Source organism: Sphaerospermopsis aphanizomenoides BCCUSP55 (assembly GCF_001586785.1).
In the GTDB taxonomy this organism is placed as follows: Bacteria; Cyanobacteriota; Cyanobacteriia; order Cyanobacteriales; family Nostocaceae; genus Sphaerospermopsis_A; species Sphaerospermopsis_A aphanizomenoides_A.
The window spans coordinates 12,771-28,111 of the sequence record NZ_LUFH02000031.1 but is presented as its reverse complement, the minus strand read 5'-3'; the positions used below and the strand labels follow the sequence as shown (position 1 = coordinate 28,111).

The following is a 15,341-nucleotide window of genomic DNA, read 5'->3' as shown; positions in this document are numbered from 1 at the left end:
TTATAGTTAACTAGTATAAGATTACTCATTATTATTTTTATTTGCTATTATCCAAATCCTGAAAAAATATTCACAAGTTGGATTCATGCACCTGTTAACGGTAGAAAAAACATCATTTTTGTCGTTTAGTCTGAAAAACCAGCGATTGGCATCCTGATTTGTCTATATTAACAGAACTGTAGATTCAGTTAATATGAAGCAGGTTTTACTATTTATTTGTTTCAACTCATTTCCTAGATACCCTATTGTTCATTTGATTTGATTTAACCGCTCCTCACACTCATTGCTCCCATGCTTACTCACCACCGCAAACCTGTTTGTTTATCTATTATTTCCACCGACTTGCCAGTATGGTCTGTGCTAGAAACTGCCGGCACTCTGTATCAAAAAGATACTGACAGATTTCATTTACTATTGACCGCACCACCTCTAATCAGTTGTGAAATAGGAAGTTCCATGAGTTCTGAAGATTCCTCTTCTCAATGCATAAACAAAGCTGATATTCCTGGCAGTCCTAGAGTATTGTGGTTGGAGATTTCTCCTTATCGAATAATTATGACTATGCAAGGTAATAGTCAGGTTAGTTACCGTCATTTCTGGGAACAAGGCGTTTATGGCATTAGTCGTTATTGGTTGCCCACTGAGTCATTACAAGCACACAAGCCAATTCGTTTACGTAATTTTACAAATAGCTTAAACCTCAGTGGACAAAGTTTACCAGAACATTTGCGGCTTGAGTATGAATTGTGGTCAGAAAAAGTCCAATTGGGACGCTATATCCTCAATTTGGAAATTCACCACTGATAATTTTCAGTTATCAGGTTTCAATTGTCAATTATCAATTGTCAATTATCAACTGTCAATTGTCCCTTTTCACTGATAATTAGGTTCGTTGCCTGGTTTCCATTTGATATTACAACCCACACTCGGTTTCTGTTCACTTGTGACTGGTTGATCTGCCAAAACGGCTTCAATAGCTGCCCGTAAATCTGCACCTGTTACTGGTTTTTTATTACTAGGACGGCTATCATCTAATTGTCCGCGATAAACTAGTTTTCTTTGGTGATCAAATAGAAAAAAATCTGGTGTGCAAGCTGCTGTGTAAGCTTTTGCTGTTGCTTGGGTTTCGTCATAGCACAAGGGGAAATTAAATCCCAATTCAATGGACATTTCTTTCAATGATTCCGGGGCATCATTGGGGTAATTTTGAGCATCGTTGGCACTAATACCAACTATTCCTAAATCAGTGTTGAAGTAATCTTTTCCTAATTGTGCTAATTCTGTTTGAATATGCTTGACAAATGGACAATGCCGACAAATAAACATAAATAACAGGGCTTTTTTATCAGCAAAAGCATCCAGTGAAATTATCTCTCCAGATACTACTTCTGGTAGATGAAAATCTGGTGCTTTAGTCCCTATTGGTAACATTGTTGAAGCAGTTAAAACCATATATTTCTCATCTTTTATTGCTTACAACATATCATAAAATTTTCGCAAAATTATCAAAATTAAAGACGGGAATTTTCCCGTCTCTCTGGTTTGTTAATTGTTATATCACTAAGTTTTTACTTATTTTTATAGACTTTTCAAAAGACCTAAAACACCGTGTCCTGTGAAGACTTCTAATGCTATCAGTGAAATAAAACCAATCATTGCTAACCGACCATTGAGCAATTCTGCATAAACAGTAAATCCTGTGCGATCGCCTTGTTCGTCTACATACACTTTAGGTTCAATAGCAAAGTTATTTAGTTTACCTTGGTCATCAATTATAGCAGTATTTGTACGCATTGTTTTATCTTTCGCTTTTTTTATTTATGTAAAGAACTGTAACAAGAAAATTAATATTTGTAAAGTATTTTTGATCCAATGGATGATTTAGATTTTCAGGATGATGCGATCGCGTCCCTGGTGCTTGGCTTCATAAAGTGCCTGATCTGCTGTATTTACAAGCTTTTCAGGTTGAATTTCTAAACTGGGAATACAGCTGGCAACACCAATACTTAGAGTTACATGATCAGCTACCAGTGATTTTTCATGAGGAATCTTCAGATGGTGGATTTGTTTACGAATCGAGTTCGCAACATGAATTGCTCCCTCAGCGGTAGTATCAGAAAGTAGAATTGCAAACTCTTCTCCACCATATCGAGCTACTAAATCACTAGCACGTTGCACATTATTACTAAGAACATTAGCGATTTTAATCAAACAATTATCTCCACTAGGATGACCATAAGTATCATTGTAAGCTTTAAAATAGTCAGCATCACATAAAATCAGAGAGAGTGGTTGTTGATTGCGAGTACAACGTTGCCATTCTCGGAGTAATACTTCATCAAAACAACGACGATTAGCAATTTGAGTTAGTCCATCTAACCGGAGTTGTTGTTGTAATTGCAGTTCTAGCTGTTTACGGTCGCTAATTTCCATCACCACAATTCCCAATCGAAAAGGAATATTATGAGTATCAAAAATGGGGAAATAAGAAGCTAACCAAGTTCTATAAATGCCTAATGGATAGTGAATAGAAATACTGATTTCTTGATTCAATAATGGTTTTCCTGTAGTGATTACCTGTCGGCAATGATTTTCAACTTCCGAACCTAGAAGTGGTAATATCTCTTTAATTCTTTTACCCAAATGTTCAGAAACGGATTTGCCATTTATCTCTGCGAGTATTTCATTAACTCGGACATATTTTAATTCCTGGTCAATGATACACATACCAATAGAAGCCGATGAAAAAAACGCATCTAGTTGTGCTTCGCTCTTTCGCAATGCTTGTGTTTGTTCTCTAACTTGTGATTCAAGATTAGCTAATGTTTGTTGGAGAGATAACTGCGCTGCTTTTCGTTCATCAATCACAGCAGAAAGTACAAGAGAAGTGAGTGAAAAAACAGATGTAAATGATTGTAAAATTATCAGTGATTCATGGGGTGAATTTTGAATAAAAATTCCCTGTCCTTTAGCGGTGGCAAATATGGCAAACAAACTCACCATACTCACCAATAAACTTGAGAAAAATTTACCTAGTCGTAATACAGTGGCTATGAGGATAGGTAGCAGTAAATATTCTAAGTGCCATGCTTTGATAAAACTTAACCAAGCAATAACTAACATTAAGCCAATAGTTAGGAATATCTCTATCAGTTGATAGCGATAATTTCGCCAATTAAAGTTAGGAATTAATAGTAAAGTCGGTGTAAATGTTAAATGAGCCAAGGCACTAGCCAACCACCAATGTAGCCAGCAAACTCCATAACTGCTCCAAGGTATTGTTCCTATCAAGGAAGATGCTGTGATCCCAAAAGTGGCTGATATAGTTGGAGAAAAAATCGCTACAATAATGAAGATATAAACTGTACTGACATGATTAAATATAGTCGGATAAGGAGAAAATTTGTTGAATAAATATTTAGCTGTAAAGGGTTGCAGACAATTACCAGATGCACAAATTAGATGCAAGAAAATGATATTTAAAATTGATAAGGGTGGCTGTAGCTCCAATAAAATTTCATATAAACCAATTACTGAACCGATAATAATTCCTGGCAAGATCTGATTACCAAACAAAAATATAGATGCTAAGGTCAGACTAGAAGGAAACCATACAGAACTAACTTGACCAGGTAACGAGGCAAATTCTACACTTAATTTAACCCCTATACTGTAAGCAATTATTATTATTAAGTTAATGATTATTGGTCTGAAAAAAGTAGGAAATAACCAATTTTTTAATTTAATTATTGGCATAGGTTATTTTCATAAAAACTTATGACCTAGATAATAAAACTTCTATGAAAGAGGGATAAATGGTTATTTCCACTCTTGATGGAGTAAATTATAGCACATAGCAATTTATTTGTATGTTAATCTAATATAAACCTTCAAGTTGAGTACGCATTTAATCATCTTAACTAACAAGTCAATTAGAGTAAATGCTGTATCCCTAACCTGATAATGATGGGATGAAGATAAAATTTAATGTGCAGATAAAAGTTAAGTTTTGTAACGAGGGAAATCTTGAATTTGCACAGTAATGGTAATTTAGTAAAATTTGACTTTTAGCCAATGATGACACAAACAGGTCAAGTAACTCAATTTGGGTACACAGCCCAGCATAAGCCGAATCAGTTGATTTATGGAAATGGGCAAACAGCAGTAATTACAGGATGGACAGTAAAGCAAGCGATCGCTAAACACTTACAACCCTCAGATTACTCTGTCATTGGTCAGTTGTACTCTCCCACTAGAGGGATAAATTTACTCATCCGTAATTTGTTATTGAATCCCCATGTTCGTTATTTAGTAATTCTCAACGCTACCAAAGAAGACAAAAACGCAGGTGCTTCTCAATGCTTGCTGGACTTTTTTCGCAATGGTGTAGAAGAAAGTGTAAGTGATACTGGGCGCAAATCTTGGGTAGTTCGTTCTCCCATACCTGGATATATTGATATTGATATTGATATTAATTCCCTAGAAAAACTCAGAAATTCCATAGAAGTTCAAGAAGCTAAATCCATTACTGAAGCAGTTGATATAATTAAATATTACGCCCAAAAAGAACTAATTGAGCCTTGGGGAATGCCATTAGAATTTCCCATGTCTACCGTTGAACCTACAATTTTACCTGGCTCACTTTATGGACACAGAATAGAAGGTAAAACCATTGCTGAAACTTGGGTAAAAATCATTCATCGCATCAAAACCACAGGCACAATTAGACCAACAGGCTATGATGGCAAATGGCAAGAATTAATAGATTTAATGGCAGTTGTCACCGATGAACCAGAGGATTTTTATTTTCCTGAACCAAATTATTTACCAATTGATAGAAGCTTTTTAGAGGAATATATTTCGCAGATTTTAGATGATTCACCCTATCGAGAAGGAGTGAAATATACTTATGGTCAGCGGTTGCGTTCTTGGTTTGGAAAAGATCAAATTCAACAGGTGATTGATAAATTAATTGGAGAAATTGATGCTGCTAGTGCCGTCATGACTTTATGGGATGTGAAAGATCATGAAAAAGGTGGTAGCCCTTGTTTAAATCATATTTGGTTGAGAGTTGTTGATAATGAATTATCATTAACTGCGACTCTCAGAAGTAATGATATGTTTGCTGCTTGGCCTGCAAATGCGATGGGTTTAAGGGCTTTGCAAAAACATATTAGAGATGAAATTGCTCAACGTTCTGAATATGATTTGAAAATGGGACCCTTAATAACTCTAAGTCAGTCGGCTCATATATATGATGATACTTGGAGTAATGCAGAACAACTGATTCAACAACAATATGCTGCTATTTGCAGAAAATTAGATTATGCTGACCCCGCAGGAAACTTTTTAATTGAAATTGCAGATGGTCAAATAGTTGTCACACATACAACTCCCGGTAGTGGAGAGATTGTAGGTTGTTACTCTGGTAAAAACGCTTTGAAATTAATCAGAGAAATTTGTGCTGCTTCACCTGCAATACGTCCAGATCATGCTGCATATTTAGGTATAGAATTGCAAAAAGCCGCCGACTGTATTAAAATTGACAAGCTTTATGTTCAAGATCAGTAACCGCTAACCAGCAACCATTCCCAAAATGGTTGTAGAAAATCCTCATTTTTTCTAAAGCTCAGGGAGTATTTCATGTCTGTTTTGAGTTATCAGGATATTATTAGGGAGCTTGGTAAAGGTATATATTTTCATCCTCTTAAACCAGGTAGTATTAAAGATTGCGATTTATGTCTAACTGCGGGTGAGTGTGCTTATTCACTTGTACTAGAACAACGCTTGATTATTCATACAGAAAAAAACCAGCAAGGAGAGGAACAGAAATATTTCGACATCCCAAAAAATGATACAGCTTTAGTATGGACTAGCGAAGCAGTCTGGCTCAGTAATAAATTTCGCGGACCGCTTTATTCTGTCGTTAAACAAGTATCAGACGGTTTAGGACACATTGGAACAAGAGTAAATCCTGAGTGGTCTAGTGTTCTGTGCATAGCACTTCATAATGTTTCAGATAAACCAGTTAGAATTTACGTGAACGATGTTGAAAATCCAATCGCCCATTTGGCTATTGAAAAATTAAGTTCCAAGTGTTCCAATCCATCAAAGAACCATAAACATGAACACACTCCTGGAAGACTTGATGTTCTTCGTGGACGACCTAATAATCAAGAAATAAATGACTACTTTAATGCACCAGAAAATGGTTGGATGACAAATAATAAAACAGATAGGCTAAAACAACTGATGGTCGAATCAGATGAGTATAAAAAACTTAAAAAAAGTGTAAAAGACACATTACTAGGTTTTCTCGGTTCAGATCAACAGACTCGATGGACAGCATTGGGAGTTATTATTTCATTGATTGCTTTATTGATTGCTGTATTCAAACCTTCTGATTCGTCTAATCTAAATCCAAGCAAAGATACTACTCCCCAGACACAAGCAAATCCAAATAAAACAGTAGCTCCAAGCTCAACTAAATAGTACACTTTATTTTCCTTGCACAAGATATTTATATTCAAAGCTCATCTTTTCGTGAGAAAATTAACCTTCGGTTATTCAACACCGAAAAGAATATAACTTGTAAAGCAAGCTAACTAATAAAAATGTACAAAATATATGTGTCTGGTGCTTTAACTGATGTAGAAAATCCAATAGAAACTAAAGCACTTTACGAAAAAATAGGCTCGGTTTGTGAAGAAGTAGGTCTTCAAGCTTATGTACCGCACTTACACACTGATCCGGTAAATAATCCTGATATTACTCCCCGTGAGGTTTTCGATCAAGATAAGCATCAGGTCAGCATATCAGACTTGGTTATTGCTTACCTTGGTTCGCTTTCTTTCGGTGTAGGAATGGAGTTAGCTTATGCAGAGAACAACAAAATTCCTATCATTCTTTTGTACGAAACAGGTAAACGGATATCAAGATTTCCTCGCGGTATTCCTACTGTGATTGCTGAAATTCAGTTTAATAACGGTGAAGATGCTTTAAATCAGTTAAAAAATGTTTTATTAAATTGGAAAAATAGCATTTAATATTTTGATTGTCAGCAAAACAGTATAGTTAATTTTGAAATTAAAACACCATGCAAGATTTTTGCTCATCTGAAGAATACCAGCAAAGGCCAACTTGGGATGAATACTTCCTCATGTTGGCTAAACTAGCAGCAACAAGATCAACTTGTCTCGCTTTTCCAGTAGGTGCTGTAATTGTTAAAAATAAGCAAGTCGTAGCCACAGGTTACAATGGTTCACCATCTGGTTCAGCCCATTGCACCACTCAAGGATATTGTTATCCAGGTTTAACTAGTTGTGATGCTAGTAAGACCTTACCCTCAAGGGCTGTACACGCGGAAGCCAATGCGATCGCTCAAGCTGCAAAATATGGTATATCTACAGATGGCGCTAGTATCTACGTAACGTTAGAGCCTTGTTTATCTTGTTTAAAGTTAATCATCTCCGCTGGCATCAAAGAAGTATTTTATGAAACTTCTTTTAATAGTGGAGAAAAAGCCTTGGTACGAGACTCCTTTCTCAAAGAAGGTTTGGTAACAATACATCAAGTGCAGCTTTCAGAAGTTATAGCTGCTAAAGCAGCAGCATCACTACTAGGTTCTACTTCTATCAGCACCTGAGAGATATTGAATTAAAACGAGCGCGGCAGGGTTCGAACCTGCGGCCGATTGCTTAGAAGGCAATTGCTCTATCCACTGAGCTACGCGCCCAAGACCAAATCACTGGCTCTTCAGAAAGCCATCATACACCATTATATCTGTTTTTGCTAGTAACAAGCAAAATAAAATTGAAAACTTCCGAACATCAAGACTAAATTTCCTACACATTGGTCACTCGATGTAAACTAAAAACTAACAAAATGGGATATTTCCGATATATTGTGATGTCAAGGGGAAATTTGTCCATGCAGACTAAATGCCCATTCAGGCGTATGCTGGTAAAGAATTTGGCAAATGCCTAATTTTACCCCACCATAATATAAATAATTATACTTTTGGCAATGATGCCCAAGTCCATGACATACCCCCCATCAAAACCGCCCCTGTGAGGAGTTAGTTGCTAGTGCCATGTTTATTCTTAAACGCCAGGATGTTGAAATATCAACTATTCAGCACCCAACGCGGGATCAGCAGGTGCCGATCCTCCATTATCAGGGGCAAACCTTTCGCCTGATAAGTGTTTTCAAAGCCAGTCAAGAGGTTGAAGCTAGATCATTGTGGAGGTCTTTAACTGACAACCGTGGTAAAGCCTGTGTTTTGCTAGAAGAACCAGAGCGTTATAGCGTCTGGGGTAAAATCCGTTTGGAACAGCTAGATAGTGACACAGGTAGCCATAGCAATACGGAAATTTTGACCTTAGCTGGTATTTTGCTGCTGCAAGCCGTTTATCTAGATATTGAAGAATTATTAGGCAATCGTCAAGCTGGTTTATTTGAAAAAGATATAACGGGAATATTACAGCAAAAGCAATTTCCCCAATCTGAGTTAGTAAAATCTTTCCTCACTGTTGAGCCTTCACAAATGCCTAAACTGCCTACTTGGCAAGAAACTCATGTCATTATTCTCCTGGAAGAACTGCATCGACTAGGAAAAACATATTTTGGTGATACCAACTTTGCCCGTCAATTAGAGGATAGATTACAAGATATGCCAGAAGAAGAACGATTAGTATTTATCGGTTGGCTAAGTCAATCTCCACTCAGTAAACTTTGGCAGTAGCATGGATATTATTTGCTCACAAACCGTCCCTTGGCACTAATTTTTACTGTGATCAGTAGAAGGCAAGAGGCAGGAGACTCCAAGGCAGAAGCAAAAAGCCTTTTCCTGGGTGGTTTTTCTGGTTGATATTTTACATCTAATTTGTGTCTATCTACTTATTTGCTGCCCTGTCTGGTGAGCAGCTACTTGAGACACAATCAATTTCGCCAAAAATGTTGCCAAAGTGCATTTACCTAGTTGAAACCTATGAGTAAATCTTACGACAATTCATACCGTTCAAAGCCCATTCTCTCTACTCCAAACATCATCTTGCTTGGTATTAGCTGGGCTGTGTTAGCACTGTTATACTTTTTGTTGTTTAGCGCCAAAATCCCTGGCCCAAATAACACAGAAATCCGTGGTGATTGGTACGTCCTAGGGACAAATATTTTTGAAGCACTCGCTTACTTGGGTGCAGGTGTATTATGCTTAAGAAACTGGCGGAGTAATCAAATTGTCAGTAGTCAGAAGGTTTGGCTCTTGATCGGCTTAGGTATGATAGCTTATTGCATTGGAGGCATATTTTTTGGCTATACAGAAGTAGTGTTAAAGCAAGATCCAGAAGTGTCTCTAGGCGATGTGTTTTTTGTACTGAATTATTTGTTGTTGGGAGCAGGTATGGCGTTAGCTTTATTCTCCCGGCGCATCAATTTGGAAAAATGGCAGTGGCTGATTGTCGCCTCAATTGGTGTGTTAGGCAGTTTTATCGCCTGGTGGATTTCTCAGACAGATAAAGGCCCTTCAGCAGACCTTCCTGCCATCTATCAGCAAATAGCTTTTGTTTTGAATTGGTTTTACATAGTTAGTGACGTGCTTCTGTTAATTATCGCTACAATCATGCTGCTGGCTTTTTGGGGAGGAAAAGTTTCCCTATCCTGGCGAATGATTGCAGCGGCGGCATTTTCGCTATACATTGCAGATATGTGGTTTAAATACGCCACTAATTATCTTCCAGATTATCAAAGTGGAGACATACTAGAAGTGTTCTGGGTGTTTAGCGGAGTGTTATTTGGGATGGGCGCTGCTTTAGAATACGAAGCATCATTGAGCCTTAAGCGGCGTACAAGTGGACGCAAACGAACTTAGTAAATTTTGGTGTCTACCGTGAGAAAATTAACAGAATCTGACAAACAAGAAATTCTCAAGCTATATAGAGAGACTGCCGAAACCACCTCGACTTTGGCAGAACGCTATGGAGTTAGCAACTCAACAATTAGCCGACTACTCAAGAGTACCTTACCAGAAGAAGATTACGAATATCTCGTTTCTTTAAAACGCGCTGCTAGAACCCCTGAAGGCAGAGCGCAGGTAAGTTATGAGCAGTTACCTCTGTTGAGTCAACCAGCAATAGAAACAGCACCTGTAAGCAGCGAAAAACCCCGCTTAGAGTTGCTGCATATTGAGCCAGACAAACCAGTCATAGAAGCAGAAGTATCGAATTCTGAGTCAATTCCACCGCCAATCCCGGCGATTAGACGGGTGAAAACGCGCTCCTCAGCTACGGAAAAACCAATTACGGAAAAACCCAAACTACCAACAGTTAAGGAAATAGAAATCGTCAGACATAGACCGACGGAACTTCCCAGCATCCCCAGAACAATCTTAGAGGATGAAGAACCAGAGGTAAACGTCATTGCGGGTATGTTCGACGATGACCTGCTGGATGAGTCCGATGATTTAGATGATTTAGATGATGATTTGTATGAAGATGAGGAAGACTTTGAAGACGAAGACTTTGAGGAGGCAAAACCCTTAGTCACAAGACGTAGACCAGGGGAAGGAGCAGTTCAAGTTTTACCGTTGTCAGTGGCACCTTTGCCGAAAACTTGCTATTTGGTCATTGACCGTTCTGCGGAATTAATTACCAGACCACTCAAGGATTTCGGTGATTTAGGTCAAATTCCGACCATTGAAACTCAACAGAGAACTCTGCCAGTATTTGATAATCATCGAGTTGCCAAACGCTTCTCTACTAAACGCGATCGCGTGATTAAAGTTCCTGACAGTAGAATGCTGCATAAAGCTAGTACCCATCTGCAAGCTAAAGGTATCACCCGACTGTTAATTGATGGCCAGGTTTACTCCCTGTCTCTGGTTTAGCAACAATGCAGCAACCAACGGGTTATGGTGTGGTATTGGTGACAGTTGGTTCACAGCAGGAAGCTCAAGCAATTGCTCAAGCTGTTGTTGAAGCTCAACTCGTAGCCGCTGTCAGTCTATCACCTATCCAATCCATCTACAGATGGCAAGGAGAAATCCACAACAAGCATGAATGGCAGTTGGTCATGAAAACAAATTTGGCTCTATTTCCCACCCTAGAAGCCAAAATTAGAGAAATGCATTCCTATCAACTGCCAGAAATCATTGCTTTACCCATTCTCCTCTCCAGTCCTGCCTACCAACAATGGATTAATGAACAGGTGCAAATAGAATAGTCTGCTATTAGGCATAGCAACCAGTTGTCACCTACACCCCTAAAACCTTGATGAGAGTGTCATAGCCAAACGACTGGCCAAGTCTATAATTTCTGATTTGCGGGCAATTTGCTCAACCCATGCGGTGGGAATATTTTCCACACCGTAATAAATTCCCGCTAACCCACCAGTCACAGCCGCAGTAGTATCCGTATCTGCGCCTAAGTTGACAGCTGTGAGTACAGCTTGGGCATAAGATGAACTATTTAACAAACACCATAAAGATGCTTCCAGGGTGTCAATCACATAACCGCCAGAGTTAATCTCTTCGATGGATACTCCGGCAATTTCCCCACTCAAAACCCTGTCAAAATGGGGTTTTTCTAGGAGATATTCACCACCAGAATAAAGGGATTGAATCTTGTCCAAGCCTTGTAAATAAGCGGCTTTGGGTTCAAGCCCTGCCAATAATTCCACAGCAATACTAATGTAAATGCCACAAGCCATTTGGGAACGAAGATGAGCGTGAGTAATGCAAGAAACTTGATGCACTCTTTCTATTAATTCCTGAAAAGTCCAAGTTGAATAACAATAAGCCATTGGCAAAATTCTCATCAAAGAACCATTGCCATTACTATTTTCACTAGTACCACCTGCTTTTAGAGGTGATGCTCCTTGCTGCCAATTAACAAGTGCCAGAAATGTGGTATTGCCAATATCAAAGACTTCACCATGAGCAGCCCAGTAACCTTCTTTGTACCAACGCCAGAAAGACTTAGCGATCGCATCTAGGGAAAAACCATCACACAGACATTCTGCTAAACACAAAGTGAGTGAACTATCATCTGACCAAGTTCCGGGTGGTTGATTCCATGTGCCATAACCTAACATTGAAGAGACTGGGTATTTTAGGCGTTCAGTACGGCTGGTAAACTCCACAGGCACACCCAAGGCATCACCGACACATACACCCAACAACCCAGACAAGACGTTAGTTGTAGTTACCATAATTCAATTTCCAAGAAAATTACTAAAATCTCGATCAATAAATCTGGAATCCTAGGCTAGATATGTGTAATTATGATTGTTGATTCAAATGATTCAAAAATTTACCCAATCACTTAATCCTAAATAGATTGCATCTAAAGCAACAAGGAAATTCGTAAATTTTAAAATCATCTGGAACATTTTTAGATTACATTCGACTTAGAATTTAACAGTAAAACTTCTAAAATTTGGTGACAATTATGAAACGCTTGCTCAAATCTTTAGTTACAATTTCTGCTCTATCTTCCTTAGTTATTGTTCCTGCATTTATGTCAGTTGGTAAAGCTGCCGCTGAAACTCAAAAAGGCACAGATGCTAGTTATATCGGTGCTGGTGTCTCTGCTGGTGTTACTAATGGTGGAAAAACCGGTGATGCAGCTACCTTCGGTGGCAACCTCACAGGTCGCGTTAAATTAGGTAACACTCCATTTTCTGCACGGGGTAATGTTCTCTGGAGTGATGAAACCTCTGCTATCATCCCTGAAGTTTCTGTAGACGTAGGTATTGCTCCTAAAACAAACGCCTTCATCACTGGTGGCTATTCTTTTGTAGAGTCAGATGGTAAACCCAGTCCTATTGGTAACAGAGATGCTGTAGTTGTGGGTGCTGGAGTGGAATCTGAAGTTACCAAAAACTTCCTCGTCTACACCAACGCTAAAGTTGGACTCGGTGCTTACCAAAATAGCGATGCTTCTGCTGTCAGCATCAATGGTGGTATTGGTTATCGTTTCCGGTAAAAATTTAGCCCAGTTGCGAACTTAGTCTGATAGAATATATATCCTCAGTAAGTTGGTGCAATTCAAGTTTATAGATACTGTTGACAAAAAACTAGTTTAAATATTATGTCAACAGGAGAAAACAAAAAAATATTGTGTTTAATTACACCTATTTACTGTCGATGCTGGTTTTATTAAGTGTCTATCACTGATAAAGCCAGCATTTTACCGTGTTAAAATTAAATTATTCTTCATAATTCCGACCGGATTTTCGGTGTTCTACCAGTTGAATAAGGTATTTTTTAATTCCTAATTCGACTTTAACTCGTGCTATTGACAAAGATACTACTGTAATGGTTAACTCTGCTCCTACCAATCTGACCAACCGTAAGCCTTCTAAAGTTGAAGGTATTAAAGAAAATAGTAATTTTTTGCGTGAACCTGTAGCCACAGAAATTCTTCAGGATACAACCCACTTTAGTGAAGATGCGATCCAGATTCTGAAGTTTCACGGGTCTTATCAACAGGATAACCGTGATAATCGTGCTAAGGGACAAGAGAAAGACTATCAAATGATGCTGCGGACAAAAAATCCTGGTGGGTTAGTACCACCGCAGCTATATTTGGCTTTAGATAAATTAGCGGATGAATATGGAAATCATACGTTAAGAGCTACTACCCGCCAAGGTTTTCAGTTACATGGGATTTTAAAGAAAAATCTCAAAAGTGCGATCGCCACAATTGTACAAAATTTAGGTTCAACTTTGGGTGCTTGTGGTGACATTAACCGCAACGTCATGGCTCCCCCCGCACCTTTTAAAAATCGCGCTGATTATCAGTATGCTTGGGAATATGCCCAAAATATTGCTGATTTGCTCTCGCCCCAAACCGGTGCTTATTATGAAATTTGGTTAGATGGGGAAAAAGCCATCAGTGCGGAAGAACATCCAGATGTGAAAGCAGCCAGGGAAAAAAATGGTACTGGGACTATTATTCATGATTCCGTAGAACCAATTTATGGCACTCATTATATGCCCCGCAAATTTAAAATTTGCGTCACGGTTCCCGGTGATAATTCCGTAGATTTGTATTCCCAAGATTTGACTTTGGTAGTCATGACCAATAAAAAAGGGGAATTACAAGGTTTTAATGTGTTTGCTGGTGGTGGTTTAGGAAGAACCCACAACAAAGAAGAAACCTTTGCGCGAGTGGCTGATCCAATTTGCTATGTAGCCAAAGAAGATGTTTATGATATTGTCAAAGCGATTGTTGCCACTCAGCGAGATTATGGCGATCGCACCGACAGAAGACACGCGAGATTAAAATATTTAATCAATGATTGGGGTGTAGATAAATTCCGCGCTAAAGTTGAAGAATACTTTGGTAAAGCTGTCGAACCTTTTAAAGAATTACCCAAATTCAAATATCAAGATTATCTCGGCTGGAATGAACAAGGCGACGGTAAACTGTTCTTGGGTATTTCCATTGATAATGGTCGGGTAAAAGACGAAGGTACATTGCAACTGAAAACCGCTTTACGCTCAATTGTGGAACAGTTTAATTTACCTATCCGCCTCACACCTAACCAAAACCTGATTTTTTACGATATTGTCCCGGAAGACAAAGAAGCAATTCAGGAAATTCTTGACAAACATGGTGTCATTGCTGATCCTAGTCAAATTTCCGCCTTAACCCGCTATTCTATGGCCTGTCCAGCTTTACCCACCTGCGGTTTAGCGATAACAGAATCAGAAAGAGCAATTCCCGGTATTTTAGAAAGAATTCGCGCTTTATTAGATCAACTGGGTTTACAAAAAGACCATTTTGTGGTCAGGATGACAGGATGCCCCAATGGTTGCGCTCGTCCTTATATGGCAGAATTAGGTTTTGTGGGCAGCGCACCAGAATCTTATCAAGTGTGGCTTGGTGGTTCACCAGATCAAACCCGGTTAGCGCAACCTATCATTGAAAAGCTGCACCACAATGATATAGAAAGCTTTTTAGAGCCGATTTTTGTGTTCTTTAAGAAGTCGCGCAAAGGTAAAGAGAGTTTTGGTGATTTTTGCGATCGCATTGGTTTTGATGCTATCCGTGAATTTTCAGCCACCTACACACCGGGAGAACCTACCAGTAGTGGCAAATCTCGTCATCGGGTGAGTTTGCGAGATGATGTTTATCTGCAACTGAAAGAAACCGCAGAAAAGCAAAATCGACCCATGACTGAATTGGTACATGAGGCTTTAGATAAGTATTTCCAAAGTCTGTAGTAGGTAGGGTGGGCAATGCCCACCTTATACATGGGGCTTGCTGAAAAAGTCTTCTCGTGGGGACAGGCAAAAGGCAAGAGGAAAGGGCTATCTGTCAGCAACAAATTTTTGAGAT

Annotated in this window: 16 protein-coding genes and 1 tRNA gene; 12 read left to right on the top strand and 5 right to left on the bottom strand. The window is 38.7% G+C overall.

Annotation, left to right across the window (positions count from 1 at the left end; translation table 11 throughout):
- Positions 1 to 291: 291 nt before the first annotated feature.
- Positions 292 to 804 (top strand): hypothetical protein, encoded by a 513-nt coding sequence (locus tag A0J48_RS10030; protein ID WP_200322708.1) that lies wholly within the window; start codon positions 292 to 294, stop codon positions 802 to 804.
- A gap of 69 nt (positions 805 to 873) precedes the next feature.
- On the opposite strand, the gene A0J48_RS10025 is transcribed toward A0J48_RS10030, so the two are convergent.
- The 3 genes from A0J48_RS10025 to A0J48_RS10015 form a co-directional block, all read right to left on the bottom strand.
- On the bottom strand, positions 874 to 1,452 hold the full coding sequence (locus A0J48_RS10025) for a thioredoxin family protein (protein ID WP_200322706.1): 579 nt from the start codon (positions 1,450 to 1,452) through the stop codon (positions 874 to 876).
- Between the two features lie 126 nt (positions 1,453 to 1,578).
- Complete coding sequence (locus A0J48_RS10020; RefSeq protein WP_200322704.1) at positions 1,579 to 1,794, bottom strand: chlorophyll a/b-binding protein; 216 nt, start codon at positions 1,792 to 1,794, stop codon at positions 1,579 to 1,581.
- Positions 1,795 to 1,881: 87 nt separating this feature from the next.
- A complete protein-coding gene (locus A0J48_RS10015; RefSeq protein ID WP_200322702.1) occupies positions 1,882 to 3,756 on the bottom strand; it encodes a diguanylate cyclase domain-containing protein in 1,875 nt (624 codons plus the stop codon).
- Between the two features lie 321 nt (positions 3,757 to 4,077).
- Here A0J48_RS10015 and A0J48_RS10010 point away from each other — a divergent pair, with 321 nt between their 5' ends.
- From A0J48_RS10010 to A0J48_RS09995, 4 genes are all read left to right on the top strand, one after another.
- On the top strand, positions 4,078 to 5,571 hold the full coding sequence (locus A0J48_RS10010) for a thymidylate synthase (protein WP_200322735.1): 1,494 nt from the start codon (positions 4,078 to 4,080) through the stop codon (positions 5,569 to 5,571).
- A 72-nt stretch (positions 5,572 to 5,643) separates the two neighbouring features.
- The gene (locus A0J48_RS10005; protein ID WP_200322694.1) at positions 5,644 to 6,492 is read left to right on the top strand and encodes a dCTP deaminase/dUTPase family protein; all 849 of its coding nucleotides are present in this window, start codon (positions 5,644 to 5,646) and stop codon (positions 6,490 to 6,492) included.
- Positions 6,493 to 6,614: 122 nt separating this feature from the next.
- Complete coding sequence (locus tag A0J48_RS10000; protein ID WP_200322692.1) at positions 6,615 to 7,046, top strand: nucleoside 2-deoxyribosyltransferase; 432 nt, start codon at positions 6,615 to 6,617, stop codon at positions 7,044 to 7,046.
- 50 nt (positions 7,047 to 7,096) lie between these two features.
- Positions 7,097 to 7,645 carry a deoxycytidylate deaminase gene (locus A0J48_RS09995; protein ID WP_200322690.1) on the top strand — a complete coding sequence of 183 codons (549 nt, stop codon included), beginning with the start codon at positions 7,097 to 7,099 and terminating at the stop codon, positions 7,643 to 7,645.
- Positions 7,646 to 7,662: 17 nt separating this feature from the next.
- On the opposite strand, the gene A0J48_RS09990 is transcribed toward A0J48_RS09995, so the two are convergent.
- Positions 7,663 to 7,735: transfer RNA gene (locus A0J48_RS09990), tRNA-Arg, on the bottom strand.
- Positions 7,736 to 7,940: 205 nt separating this feature from the next.
- Here A0J48_RS09990 and A0J48_RS09985 point away from each other — a divergent pair.
- The 5 genes from A0J48_RS09985 to cutA all read left to right on the top strand — a co-directional run bounded on the left by A0J48_RS09985 (position 7,941) and on the right by cutA (position 11,217).
- Positions 7,941 to 8,081, top strand: coding sequence for a hypothetical protein (locus tag A0J48_RS09985; RefSeq protein WP_200322689.1), 141 nt, complete (start codon positions 7,941 to 7,943; stop codon positions 8,079 to 8,081).
- Between the two features lie 11 nt (positions 8,082 to 8,092).
- On the top strand, positions 8,093 to 8,743 hold the full coding sequence (locus A0J48_RS09980; RefSeq protein WP_200322687.1) for an Npun_F0813 family protein: 651 nt from the start codon (positions 8,093 to 8,095) through the stop codon (positions 8,741 to 8,743).
- Between the two features lie 246 nt (positions 8,744 to 8,989).
- Positions 8,990 to 9,868, top strand: a complete 879-nt coding sequence (locus A0J48_RS09975) for a hypothetical protein (protein WP_200322685.1) — start codon at positions 8,990 to 8,992, stop codon at positions 9,866 to 9,868.
- 18 nt (positions 9,869 to 9,886) lie between these two features.
- Positions 9,887 to 10,882 carry a helix-turn-helix domain-containing protein gene (locus tag A0J48_RS09970; RefSeq protein WP_200322683.1) on the top strand — a complete coding sequence of 332 codons (996 nt, stop codon included), beginning with the start codon at positions 9,887 to 9,889 and terminating at the stop codon, positions 10,880 to 10,882.
- 5 nt (positions 10,883 to 10,887) lie between these two features.
- A complete protein-coding gene (gene cutA / locus A0J48_RS09965) occupies positions 10,888 to 11,217 on the top strand; it encodes a divalent-cation tolerance protein CutA (RefSeq protein ID WP_200322681.1) in 330 nt (109 codons plus the stop codon).
- A gap of 39 nt (positions 11,218 to 11,256) precedes the next feature.
- Here the strand turns inward: cutA and A0J48_RS09960 are convergent, their stop codons facing one another.
- Positions 11,257 to 12,204, bottom strand: a complete 948-nt coding sequence (locus A0J48_RS09960; RefSeq protein WP_200322679.1) for an ADP-ribosylglycohydrolase family protein — start codon at positions 12,202 to 12,204, stop codon at positions 11,257 to 11,259.
- A gap of 239 nt (positions 12,205 to 12,443) precedes the next feature.
- Between A0J48_RS09960 and A0J48_RS09955 the strand changes: the two genes are divergently transcribed.
- Positions 12,444 to 12,980: an autotransporter outer membrane beta-barrel domain-containing protein gene (locus A0J48_RS09955; protein ID WP_200322677.1), complete on the top strand. Its 537-nt coding sequence runs from the start codon at positions 12,444 to 12,446 to the stop codon at positions 12,978 to 12,980.
- A gap of 332 nt (positions 12,981 to 13,312) precedes the next feature.
- Entirely contained in the window at positions 13,313 to 15,226 is a 1,914-nt protein-coding gene (gene sir, locus A0J48_RS09950) for a sulfite reductase, ferredoxin dependent (protein ID WP_200322675.1), read from the top strand.
- Positions 15,227 to 15,341 lie beyond the last annotated feature (115 nt).